9 protein-coding genes are annotated in these 12,693 nt (G+C 33.6%); 1 reads left to right on the top strand and 8 read right to left on the bottom strand.

Translation table 11 applies throughout. The features are described from left to right. Positions 1 to 2: 2 nt before the first annotated feature. The gene (locus ACW9JY_RS05720) at positions 3 to 1,502 is read right to left on the bottom strand and encodes a carboxypeptidase M32 (RefSeq protein ID WP_457283665.1); all 1,500 of its coding nucleotides are present in this window, start codon (positions 1,500 to 1,502) and stop codon (positions 3 to 5) included. A 258-nt stretch (positions 1,503 to 1,760) separates the two neighbouring features. On the opposite strand from ACW9JY_RS05720, the gene lnt reads away from it, so the two are divergent. After that, a complete protein-coding gene (gene lnt / locus ACW9JY_RS05725) occupies positions 1,761 to 3,236 on the top strand; it encodes an apolipoprotein N-acyltransferase (RefSeq protein WP_457283666.1) in 1,476 nt (491 codons plus the stop codon). 31 nt (positions 3,237 to 3,267) lie between these two features. Here the strand turns inward: lnt and ACW9JY_RS05730 are convergent, their stop codons facing one another. From ACW9JY_RS05730 to xylF, 7 genes are all read right to left on the bottom strand, one after another. Beyond that, complete coding sequence (locus tag ACW9JY_RS05730) at positions 3,268 to 4,254, bottom strand: 2-hydroxyacid dehydrogenase (RefSeq protein ID WP_457283667.1); 987 nt, start codon at positions 4,252 to 4,254, stop codon at positions 3,268 to 3,270. A gap of 249 nt (positions 4,255 to 4,503) precedes the next feature. Next, positions 4,504 to 5,976: a xylulokinase gene (xylB, locus tag ACW9JY_RS05735; protein WP_457283668.1), complete on the bottom strand. Its 1,473-nt coding sequence runs from the start codon at positions 5,974 to 5,976 to the stop codon at positions 4,504 to 4,506. A 15-nt stretch (positions 5,977 to 5,991) separates the two neighbouring features. Further along, positions 5,992 to 7,188 (bottom strand): ROK family transcriptional regulator, encoded by a 1,197-nt coding sequence (locus ACW9JY_RS05740; protein ID WP_457283669.1) that lies wholly within the window; start codon positions 7,186 to 7,188, stop codon positions 5,992 to 5,994. A 23-nt stretch (positions 7,189 to 7,211) separates the two neighbouring features. Continuing rightward, positions 7,212 to 8,528: a xylose isomerase gene (gene xylA, locus ACW9JY_RS05745; protein ID WP_457283670.1), complete on the bottom strand. Its 1,317-nt coding sequence runs from the start codon at positions 8,526 to 8,528 to the stop codon at positions 7,212 to 7,214. 33 nt (positions 8,529 to 8,561) lie between these two features. After that, a complete protein-coding gene (locus tag ACW9JY_RS05750) occupies positions 8,562 to 9,656 on the bottom strand; it encodes a sugar ABC transporter permease (protein ID WP_457283673.1) in 1,095 nt (364 codons plus the stop codon). A 35-nt stretch (positions 9,657 to 9,691) separates the two neighbouring features. Further along, complete coding sequence (locus ACW9JY_RS05755; protein WP_103078981.1) at positions 9,692 to 11,230, bottom strand: sugar ABC transporter ATP-binding protein; 1,539 nt, start codon at positions 11,228 to 11,230, stop codon at positions 9,692 to 9,694. Between the two features lie 85 nt (positions 11,231 to 11,315). Beyond that, entirely contained in the window at positions 11,316 to 12,344 is a 1,029-nt protein-coding gene (xylF, locus tag ACW9JY_RS05760) for a D-xylose ABC transporter substrate-binding protein (protein WP_103077033.1), read from the bottom strand. Positions 12,345 to 12,693 lie beyond the last annotated feature (349 nt).

Consider the following 12,693-nt stretch of genomic DNA (forward strand, 5'->3'; position numbering starts at 1 on the left):
AATTATAATCCATAAATTGCAGAAAACTTCTCTTTTATATAGTCAACAAAATATTTGGGATTAAGAGTCTCACCTGTAACCTTTTTCAAAAGTTCTTCTGGTTCGTACATTTTACCGTACTTATGGACATTCTCAACCATCCAGTTCAAAACTTCTTTTGAATCTCCTTTTTCTATTTGAGATGGATAATCTTTTAAATCTTTTTTCAATTTTGAGAACAATTGAGCACTATAAAGATTGCCCAACATGTATGAAGGAAAATAACCAAATTGCCCATTTGACCAATGAACATCTTGCAAAACACCTACGGCGTTGTTTGGTGGCACGATACCTAAATATTCTTTCATTTTATCGTTCCAGACGGTTGGTAATTCATTTACCTTTATTCTATCGTTGATCAGTGCTTCTTCGATTTCAAATCTCAACATAATATGAAAGTTGTAAGTTACTTCATCTGCCTCAGTCCTGATGAAATCTTTTTTAACTATATTGACACCTTTATAAAGTTCATCACTGCTTATTCCCTCAAAAGATGGGAAAATATCTTTCAACTTTTTAGAAAAGAACACCCAAAAATGAGGACCTCTTCCTATAATATTTTCCCAAAATCTTGATTGGGATTCATGCACAGCCATAGAAGCACCTTCATCCAAAGAAGTTTCAAAAAATTCTTCAGGGATATGAAGTTCGTATAAAGCGTGTCCACCTTCGTGCATAGTTGAAAATAAAGAATATCTCAAATCTTTATTGTTGTATCTTGTTGTAATTCTAACGTCTTTTGGACCAATTTTTGTAGTGAAAGGATGAGCAGACATGTCCATACGTCCAGAATCGAAATCGAAATTCATAAATTTTAACGCTTCCAGAGATAACTCTTTCTGCTTATTTACGTCGAAATCACCTTCAAAAAAATCGCACCTTGGTTCTTTTCCCTTTTCTAAAAGCTCTTTCATAAAGGGTAGGAGATGCTCTTTTAAGTAATTTATTGTGCCTTTCAACGTTTCTGTTTTCATTCCAGGCTCGAATAAGTCTAAAAGAGCATCATATCTATTTTTTTCATATCCTAAAGCCTCTGCTTGTTCTTTTTCTAAAGATACGACTTCTTGCAAATAAGGTTCAAACAAAGAAAAGTTATTTTCTTCCCTGGCTTTTTTCCAAAAATGACCTGCTTTTGAAGTCGTTTCGGCTAATTGTCGGATAAGTTGTGGAGGCAACTTTTTAAACTTATCGAAATCTTTCTTGGTTACCCTTACCATTGCTTGATCAATATCACTTAATTCATCATAATTTTCCTTCTTTGAAAAATAATCCAAAAATTCACCCATCTGATCGGAAACGGACATTCTAAACAGTGACTCCATAAGTTCTCCTAAAGCTTTAGAACGATACTCAAAAGCATTGTTTGGAGCGTTAGTTTCTAAATCCCAGTGCATTAGTGCAATAGCTTGACTGTATCTTGAAATTTTGGCTTGAAATTCTTTAAATTCTTCCAATTTAGACATCTTTTTTACCCCCTCTTATACAGATTTTTCTATCTTTAGAAATTCTAAAACTTTATATATAGCGCCCATAAGGATAAAAATTCTTTACCTTTTGCCCCGCTCCCCACCCTCTAAGGATAAAGCAGCTATACAGATTTTGTTAGTTATCCTAATTATATCAGATTTCTTGAACTATCACAAAGTTTGCTGTATAATATTGTAACGACAGCATAATTATACAAGAAACAAGATTTTCAAAATATAATTCAGGGGGTAGTTATGAATTATCTACTTACTTTAATTTCAGGTGTTTTAACCGGTTTGGCTATGCCAGGTAATTTATTTTCTTTTTTCATTTGGTTTTCATTGGTTTTCTTTCTGAGGAATATGACCAGATCAAAAACTCACTATGAAAGATTACTCCATACGATAATATATTCCTCTTCCATGCTTGTAACTACTCTTTGGTGGCTGCTTCCTACTTTATCCAAAAATATACCCCAAATTTTAAAAAATTATTCTCCAATCGTTGGTTTTTTTGGATACGTTGGAATGATAGTACTTTTAATGATACCTTATCTCATCATTTGGCTTTTATCAGAACTTTATCATCGAAAAGATAGACAATACAATTATCTTTCATTGGTCTTTTTCTATTCTTTTGCCTACACTGTTGCGGAAATTTTGAGGGGTTTTGGAGATTTGGCTTTTATGGGAGGAAATTTATCATACGCCCTTTACGATCATACTGGAATAATACAAATCGCCTCTATTATAGGGTCTTTTGGTCTCACTTTTATCGTAGTTTTCGTCAATGCCTTGATAGCTTTCGATAATTCACGTGACAAGGTATTTAAAATTCTTGCCATATTTACTACTATATACATTTCTAACTTTGCTATAGTGAGGTATCTACCTCCTATCAATGGCACAAACGATTCCATAAAGGTTGGAGTCGTTCAAACGGATGTTCCTCAAGAGATCAAGTACTCCTCAAATCCAATACAAGATTATTCAACTTTTTCTAAGAATATCGACGAATTTAAAAATAGGGATGTGGATGTAGTAGTTTTTCCAGAATCAACTTTTCTTGAAGACATCTCAAAATCAGAAATAGAAAGTCAAATGGTAAGAGACATTCAAAACTTATACAAACCTGTAATATTAGGACACCCAAGGATAGAAAACGATAACCATTTTAACTCTGCCTGGGTATATAACCAACATGGGAGTATTGAGGGTATCTACGATAAGGTTAAATTAACACCATTTGCCGAATTTTTACCATATGAAACTATATTTGGAAACTTTGATGTTTTTAGATTATTAAACTATTATACTCCTGGGGAAGAATACTCAACCTTTTCATTAGACGGAACTAATTTTGGTGTACAAATATGTTTTGAAACTTATTTTCCTGAAGTTTCAATTAATCAAGCTAAGAATGGAGCAAATTTATTGGTTGCAATATCTAACGACGGTTGGTTTAATTCAAAAACCGGCCTGTTTCAACACTTCAGTCAGGGCGTTTTTAGAGCAGTAGAAACGAGAAGAGATTTCATTCAAGTTTCAAATACTGGCTTAACCGGCTCAATCGATAAATATGGAAGAATCACCAACATATTTGAAGCCAAAGAGGAAAAAACGGGGATCTTTTTTGTCAACCCAAACGATAATATCTCGTTTTACTCTAAGGCTTCAGACATATTAAAAATCTTATTTTTTATCGGAGCCCTTTTGCTTGCCATTCTATAAAGTACCTGCGTTCAACACTTATGCTTTAAATTCAATATCCAAATTCTAAATCAATTAAGTCTTTTGCCGTACCACCTTTTAGAAAGCCTTTTATATTTTCTATGGTTTCATCGATACTATACCTTGTAGCTTCAGTGTTATAGCCTCCAACATGTGGAGACAAAACAACGTTATCAAAGGTATGAATTGGGTAATTGGCTGGCAAAATTGATGGTTTTTCTTTGGAGGGATAATTATACCAAACATCTATAGCGGCTCCAGCTAATTTTTTAGATTTCAAAGCTTCGTATAGTGCCCTTTGATCTATAACATCACCTCTTCCAACGTTTATTATGTACTTGCCAGTCATTTTATTAAACACCTTTTCATCGATAAGCCCTTTTGTATATTTCGTCAAAGGTAGAGTTACGAATACAATTTCACTTTCTTCTATTACATAATCTAAATCAGAACTAATCTCATCCACATTTTCAATATCTATATTTGCATTTCTTTTATAGCCCACAATTTTACAGTCAAAAGTTTTAAGCATTTGTGCAAGATTTTTCCCTATATTGCCTAATCCCAATATTGCACAACTTTTGTTCTGAATAGATACCCATGAATCTTTAACACTTTCTCCAGCACTAAATCCATGCCAAATTCCTTCTTTTAAATCGTTATGATAAGGCACAACTTTCCCAAGAAGAGCTAAAGCAAGGGCAAATGCCCTTTCTGCCACTATTCTAGCGTTACCATGACTATTTGCAACGCTAATGCCTTTTTCTTTTAGTATTTCTAAGGGTAATTGGTTCACCCCAGCATATGGAACAAAAATCATTTTCAAATTCTTTGACTTCTCCAATATATTCTCATCCAAGTCTCCACCAAACACTATTGCATCTGTAACTTCCATAGCATTTTCTACATTGCTGATTTCTTCACTATCTAGAAATTCATCGTTGGGAAATAATTTCTTCAATTCACTAATCTTTTCTTTCCAGTACGAATTTAACTTGTTCATAAATAATACTTTCAATTTTTTCTAATGCCCCCTCAAAGTGATTAATTTTACAGTCTTTAGAGATTCTAAAACTTTATACATAGCGCCCCTTCGCCCCGCAGCCCACCCATCTAAGGAAGAAAGTTATAATCCTTTACCTAGCTGAATCGAAACGGGCTTCGCCATGTACCCCTTACTGTTTAATAATCAACAATAATTATATCACAAAAAAAGTCGGAATTAAACTAAAAATTTTAAAAGCGGCTAAAGCCGCTCTTTTATATATCATTTTTGAATTTTTACCAACTCTTCGAAATTTCCTTTCAACGATTTATACAAATTCTTATAAATCCCATAATAATCATCGTAAACCTTTGTATCTTGATAATTAGGTTCAATAATTTCTTTGAATTTTACCCATTTTAAAACATCTTCAAGCTTTTGGCCATCTCCTACTGCAGCCAACATAGCTGCTCCATACGCACCGCCTTCATCAATTTTAGGCATTTTAACGGGTATTTTGAAATTTGTTGCAACAATCTTTGCCCAACTTTTATTTTTGGCTCCTCCCCCAACTATTCTAATATCTTTTATCTCGGTTTTTTCTTTTATAAGTTCAAAGGAATCCCTAAGGCCAAAGGTTATACCTTCCATCGTTGCCCTTAGTATGTCGTTTTCAGTATTCAAAGAAGAAATTCCAAAGAACACACCTCTTGCATTAGGGTCTCTATGTGGGGTTCTTTCTCCGTTTAAGTAAGGAAGAAAAATAACACCGTTTGAACCTGGTACTGATTGGTTTATTCTTTCTTCTATTTCTGCCCAATCCGAACTGGGAAAAAATCGATTTTTTACCCAATTTAGAGAATGAGCAGCTGAAAGCGTTACACCCATGTAATAATATTTATCTTTTATTACATAGTTAAAGTAATGTATTTTTCCTGATAAATCAGGTTCCTTTTTATCAGTAAGAGTTAGAACAGTACCCGAAGTTCCAATACTAACCATCGACTCTCCTGCTTTCGATATACCTATTCCAAACGCAGCTGATGCATTATCTGCTCCTCCTGAAACAACTTTTGTGTTCTTCCATCCTAATTCTTTTTGTAGGTTTTCTTTTATTTCACCTCGAATCCCATAGGAAGGATACAATTCAGGCATTATATCCATATTAATACCAAAAGTTTCAAATATCTCTTCATCCCAATAATTTGTTTTTACATTAAAACAAGCTGTTCCAGATGCATCGGAGTAGTCTATACCAATGGTTCCTGTTAGCTTAAAAACTATATAATCCTTAGGTAGAAGAATCTTCTTTATTTTTTTAAAATTATCTGTTTCATTTTCTTTTAACCACAGTATTTTTGGGAAAGTGAAACCCTCCAAAAAGGGATTGCCTATTTTGGAGATAACCTTTTCTTCACCACCAAAAGCTTCTGTAGCTTCTTTGCATTGGGGAGTGGTTCTTTGATCACACCAAAGGATTGCGGGCCTAATAGGTTTATTATTTTCATCCAAAACCACTAAGCTATGCATTTGTCCGGAAAACCCTATTACATCTATTTGATGCGTTCTGGACACTTTTTTTAATATTTCGTATACACCAATCCACCAATCTTCAGGGTCTTGTTCAGCCCATGCGGGTTTGGGAACTTTCATTTCTAATGGATAGGAATAACTATCCAAAACTTCTCCTTCTTCAGATACAACTAAACCCTTCAATCCGGTTGTTCCAACATCTATTCCTAAATATTTGTGCAAACTGATCACCTCATTCTAAATAACAGCTTTTTCTGCAAAATCATCCATTACCCTTAAATTTGCTCCCGTTAGACATGCTGTATCTATATCAAAAAATGGTCTCAAAGGTTTTTTAAAAGATTTTAATGCTGGTTTCAGAGTTCGCGTCCTTATAATATTTTCAATCTCTGTGAAATAATCATCAGGAAAAAGATACCCATACCCCCCAAAAATTACAAACTCAGGATTCAAGATATTTATTAAATTAACTGTTCCTACTCCTAAATAATACAACATCTGTTTAATTATTTCATTGGCGTTTCCTTCCTTCTTTTCGGCTTTTAAAAGAAGATTCCTGAATTTTTCTTCGTAATTGTTGCCTTCCAATCGTCCATTGCTGTATTCGTATATCTTAGAAACGGTATCAATTGAGGCAAACGTTTCCCAACATCCTTGATTATTGCAAAAACATTTTTCTCCATCTTCATCGATGCTCATGTGACCAAATTCACCCGCTGTGTAATTAGGTCCCAAATGAATTTGACCATCTATAAGCAAAGCTCCTCCTATTCCCTGAGATATGAAAACATAGACTCCATTGTTTAGGTTTGCGATATTTTTGTTAAAATACATCTCTGCTTGTAGAGCTAACTTTGCCTCATTTGCAGCGAAAATTGGTTTGTCACATTGAGGTAGTTCTTTCAAAATTGCTCCTCTAAGATCGATCTCACTCCAATTAAAATGGGGTACGTATTCGATAATCAAGTTTTTCCTATCGATCATTCCTGGAAGAGAAAAAGAAAGGCCTACTATATTATTCCCATTAGCATTTTCATATATTCTTTTTATCTCAACAGCTAATTTACCAATAAAAACATTAAAATTTTTTGGGGTTTCAAATTCAACAATCTTATTTATTGAATTGTTCATATATCCAAGACCTACGACTGTTTTTTCAACTCCAACCTTAACGATAATGGAAGCAGCAACACCTTTTGCTGCTTCCAGTTTTATAGGTTTCCTTCCAACCCCTTTAGAAGATTTTCTATCTCCTTCTTCTATTAATTTTTTAGAAATTAAATCATACGTTATCTTTGTCACAGTACTTTTATCCAAACCTGTAAGCTTAGAAATCTCATTTCTTGAAATTCCAGAATAATATCTGATTAAATTGAAAACCATTAATTTGTTTGAATATCCCATTCTTTCTGCATTGATTTTCTTTATCTTCAAAACAAAGCCTCCTGATTTATTGTCTATTCGTAGATATACAAATTTAATAAGTTTTCCAAATATTCTTGTCTTCCCGATTTTGGTACTCCCACTTTTTTATCTAGTACATACTCTTCGAGTTCTTTGAAATTAGTTCGTCCATCTACTATCTTTTTACCCATTCCTTCATTAAAACTATTATACCTTTTTTCTACAAAGTCTTCCAAAACTTTGTCTTCTAAAATCTTATTGGCTAATATCAATCCTAACGCAAATGCATCCATTCCTGCTATATGAGCGTAAAACAGATCAATATTTTCGTAAGAAGGTCTTCTAACATGTGAGTCAAAGTTCAAACCACCCGGAGCTATTCCTCCATTCTTAAGTATTTCATACATTGCCAAAACGTTTTCAAATACGTTTGTTGGGAATTGATCTGTATCCCATCCCAACAATAGATCACCCATGTTAGCATCAACGCTTCCCAATATATTATTTATCCTTGCATACCTTAATTCATGTTGAAAAGTATGACCAGCAAGAGTGGCATGATTTGCTTCTATATTGAACTTGAAATACTTATCAAGATCGTACTTTTGTAAAAATGCATAAGAGTTCGCAACATCAAAATCATATTGATGTTTTGTGGGCTCTTTTGGTTTGGGTTCTATCAAAAATTGGCCATCAAAACCAATTTCTTTGGCGTAATCTACAGCCATGTGTAAAAAATTAGCCAAATTGTTCAATTCCAACTCCATATTAGTGTTTAAAAGGGTTTCATATCCTTCTCTTCCACCCCAGAAAACGTAATTTTCACCATTTAATTCCTTAGTTATTTCAAGTGCTTTTTTCACCTGTGCAGCGGCATATGCATATATATCTGCATCACAAGATGTAGCTGCACCCTGCATAAACCTTGGATGAGTGAAAAGATTTGACGTTCCCCAAAGAAGCTTTATACCTGTTTCTTTCATTCTCTCCTTTATTCTTTCTACTACTTTATCTAATAACTTATTTGTTTCTCTCAACGTTTCTTGTTCATCAACTAAGTCTCTGTCATGGGTACAAAAATACTTAACCCCTAATTTGCTCATGAACTCAAATGCTGCATCACATCTTGCGTAAGCTTTATCTAACGGATCCGAAAATTTGTTCCATTCTCTGTTGGCACTTTCGACCCCGAACATGTCCCTTCCTTCTGCAGTGAAAGTGTGCCAATATGCCACAGAAAATCTCAAGTGTTCTTCCATAGTTTTATTACCAATTTTTCTCTCGGGATCATAATAATGAAAAGCTAGTGGATCCTTTGATTCCTTACCTACATACTCAACCTTTTTAATATCTTTGAAGTATTCTGCCATTTTAAGACCTCCTATATGTTATTTTGCAAATAGTTATGCCTCTTTCTTTTTACTTGCAACATCAAACCATACTGCAAATATTAATACTAACCCTTTTATAATAGACTGCCAAAACACAGGGACATTCATAAGACTCATTCCATTGTCTAAACTTGCCATAACAATCGCTCCAATTACTGCACCAACAACAGTACCAATTCCACCCATTAAGCTTGTACCACCTATAACACACGCAGCTATTGTATCTAACTCCGCTCCTTCTCCGCCTGAAACTGATGCAGCATTAAGTCGAGAAGTTAAAAAAATACCTCCAAAAGCTGCTAACAATCCATTAATCATAAAAACTATAAGTGTAATCTTTTTTACGTCTATCCCAGACAAAGTTGCCGCCTGACTATTACCACCAATTGCATATATATATCTTCCAAAAACTGTATTTTGAGAAATATAAGTAAAAAATATTAAAAGAATAAGAGTTATTAATACGGGAAAAGGAACTCCTCGATAAGAATTAAAAATTAGAATAAAAATAGCTATTAATAAAGTATAAGCTAATAACTTTAAAAATTCCACTTTTAAAGAAGGAGCATTTAATCCATGAGATTTTTTCTTTTTCCATGAATTAAGTTCTGCTAAAATTATAAAAATAGCACCGATAACTCCTATTATTATCCCTATAATATTGGACAGATAGCCCTTCCCTAGAAACTCAAAAAAACCTCTCATTGGACCAATAGTAGTACCTTTTGTAATTCCTAATAGTATTCCTCTGAAAATGAGCATACCACCTAATGTAACAACAAAGGCTGGAACTCCTCGATAAGCTACCCAATATCCATTCCATAAACCTATCAAAAGTCCAATACCTAAAGTAATGAGGATAGAAATTAAGGGATCCATTCCGAACCATACATGCAAAATTGCTACAATGCCTCCTGTTAGTCCTACAATAGAACCAACCGAAAGATCTATTTGCCCTAATATTATAACAAATACCATCCCCATTGCTAATACCGATAGAAACACTGATTGTCTAAACAAATTAGAAATATTCCTAGCGCTTAAAAAAGAACCTTCGGTCAAGATGGCAAAAAAAACCCAAATTACTATTAAAGCTATTATCATCATGTATGATCTTAAATTTAAATTAATCTTTTTCTTTTTCAAAATACCCCTCCTCCTTCAGTCGCAGTTGCAAGGTACATAACTTCTTCTTGGGTTAAATCGTGATTAATATTTTCTAATTCTCCCATAAATTTACCTTCATGCATAACTATTACCCTATCGCTCATACCTATTATTTCTGGTAATTCAGAAGAAATCATAATTATTGATATACCTTGAGATGTTAAATCATTCATTAATGAATATATTTCTTGTTTAGCCCCAACGTCTATTCCTTTTGTAGGTTCATCCATAATCAATATTTTTGGTGTCCTTATCAAATTTCTACCAAGTAAAACTTTTTGTTGATTTCCCCCACTTAAAGTAGTGATATTCGCTTCTGGAGAAGAAGCTTTAATATTTAATTGTTTGATCATTCTAAGAGCTTCTACTATTTCGTCTTCTTCAGATATTTTAAAATAACTACCGAACTCTTTAATAAAAGTAATTGAAAGGTTTTGCCTTACAGATAAATTGGGAAATATCCCCAAATTTTTCCTATTTTCGGATAAATAAGCTATTCCTAGTTCTAACGCTTGCCTTGGTGAACTTATTTCTAATTCTTTAGCGTTCAAAAATATCTTTCCTCTTTTATTACTCGAATTGAATCCTATTATACTAGTCATTAATTCTGTCCTACCGGCACCAACTAATCCGAAAAGACCTAATATTTCTCCTTTTCTAAGGTTAAAACTAACATCTTCAACGACTTTTCTTTGAGGATCATATTTCTCATAAAGTGTATAATTACTCACTTCAAATACTATTTCGTTGGGAATATAACTCCTTTTGGGGAACATTTGATTTATTTCTCTCCCCACCATCATTTTTATGAGATCACTTTCTTTTACTTCACTAATCGGCTTTGTGTCAATTAATTTACCATCTCTTAAAACGCTGACTGTGTCAGCTAACTCAAAAATTTCGTCAAGCTTATGTGAAATATAAATAGAGGTGATCCCTTCAGATTTCAACTCTTTCAAAATATCAAATAATATCTTTGTTTCATTTTCTGTTAAAGAGGAAGTTGGTTCATCCAAAATTAAAATGTTGCAATTTTTAACTAACGCTTTAGCAATTTCAATTAACTGTTGTTTTGCGGAACCTAAGTATTTTACTTTAGTAAGAACATTTTCATTCTCCATCTTCAATTTTTTTAACCATTTCTGAGTTTCCTTGATCATTTCATTCCAATCTATCGAAACACCTTTTACAATAGCTTTTCCCATAAAGATGTTTTCAACGATATTTAATTCATCAAATAGACTCAATTCTTGGTGAACAACAGCTATCCCAGCTTCTTCAGCCTCTTTAGGATTTCTAAATTTCACTCTTTCACCATGTAAATAAATTTCACCTTCATATGTTCCTAATGGATATATTCCACCTAAAATACTTATCAAAGTAGACTTCCCTGCTCCATTTTCGCCACAAAGAGCATGGATCGTATTTTCTTCTATTTTTAAATTGATATTTTCAAGAGCTTTTACTCCAGGAAACTCTTTTGATATGTTTTTCAATTCTAAAAGAGTGGCCATTTAATCACCTCAATTGTTATACGTCATAGAAATTAGACTGAGAGGGTTAGGGATTGACCCCTAACCCAAATATTCAAAATTTTGTTTAATCTACTTTCGGCCATTGAGATCTGGGAACATTTTTATATACATCTTCTAACTTATGAAAACCATCTTTTACAACTGTTTCTACAATGTTAGTCTTATCAACAGGAATAGGTTCCAAGAAGAAAGTAGATACCTCTTTATACTCATTGTTAATTGTTCCATTTGTTGGAATATGAATATCCTTAGCCGCTGAAACAGCCATAATAGCAGCCATAGTAGCGATATCCTTTATAGGTTTATAGACAGTCACTGTTTGTGTACCTTCAACTACTCTCTGGCAGGCAACCAAATCTGCATCTTGACCAGATACTAAAACTTTTCCTGCTAGTCCCTGTTCCTTTAATGCTTCTACCGCTCCTCCAGCTGTACTATCATTGGAAGCAACAATAGCATCAATTTGATTTTGAGTTGCGGTTAATGCATTTTCCACAATTTTCATAGCTTCTTGTGCTGACCAGTCTTTTGCCCATTGGTCTCCTACTATTTCTATTGCTCCACTATCAATATAAGGCTGAAGAACCTTCATTTGACCTTCCCTAACAAAATGTGCATTCATATCGGTTGGAGATCCTCCGAGTAGGAAATAATTACCTTTTGGTTTCTTATCAACCAAATATTGTGCTTGAATTTCTCCGATTCTTATTGGATCGAAAGTAATGTAATAATCCAAATCACATTCCATTAAAAGACGATCATACGCAATCACTGGAATTCCATTGGCATGAGCCTCTTCAACCACACTTCCCATAATATAACCATCATGTGCAATAATAACTAATACATCAGCTCCCTGATTCATCATATTTTCTACCTGAGAAACTTGTAGTAAATCATCGTTATTGGCCGATTGTACAATAACCTTTGCACCAAGTTTTTCGGCGGTATCGACAAAAATATCTCTATCTTTTTGCCACCTTTCAAGTTGCAAATTAGCAACAGAAAGCCCTATCAATACCTCATCCTTCGCGAGTACAGCACCACCAAATGTCAATAAAAACACCAGAAAAACCAAAAGAACTTTCTTCATTTTACTAACCTCCTCTTTTTTGTTTTTTTACCATTAGTACTAATGGTAAAATCCACATCTAACTACATCCATTTTAAAATATTCTATTCAGCATTGTCAATAGTAAGTTTATCCAATCAACTAATATTAGGAACAATCACTTTTCAACCTTTTCACTTTATTTGTTAGCATTAAGGGGTAAACCCCTTAAGATCCCCAAATCCAAAATCTTTGTTCAATTAAAAATCTTTTTGCACAACCCAGCAAAATTTTATATTTTAAAACTTCCAACTAATCCTTTTAACTCTGTGGCTAACTCACTCAACTCTTTCGCTTCTTCGTTTATCCCTACCGCTTGTTTTACTTGTTC

The organism is Petrotoga sp. DB-2, from assembly GCF_054051725.1.

Excerpts from the sequence above, each read along its gene's own strand:
- xylA (WP_457283670.1), bottom strand. The coding sequence starts at position 8,528 with ATGGCAGAATACTTCAAAGATATTAAAAAGGTTGAGTATGTAGGTAAG.
- ACW9JY_RS05750 (WP_457283673.1), bottom strand. The coding sequence starts at position 9,656 with ATGATGATAATAGCTTTAATAGTAATTTGGGTTTTTTTTGCCATCTTG.
- ACW9JY_RS05720 (WP_457283665.1), bottom strand. The coding sequence starts at position 1,502 with ATGTCTAAATTGGAAGAATTTAAAGAATTTCAAGCCAAAATTTCAAGA.
- ACW9JY_RS05755 (WP_103078981.1), bottom strand. The coding sequence starts at position 11,230 with ATGGCCACTCTTTTAGAATTGAAAAACATATCAAAAGAGTTTCCTGGA.
- xylF (WP_103077033.1), bottom strand. The coding sequence starts at position 12,344 with ATGAAGAAAGTTCTTTTGGTTTTTCTGGTGTTTTTATTGACATTTGGT.
- lnt (WP_457283666.1), top strand. The coding sequence starts at position 1,761 with ATGAATTATCTACTTACTTTAATTTCAGGTGTTTTAACCGGTTTGGCT.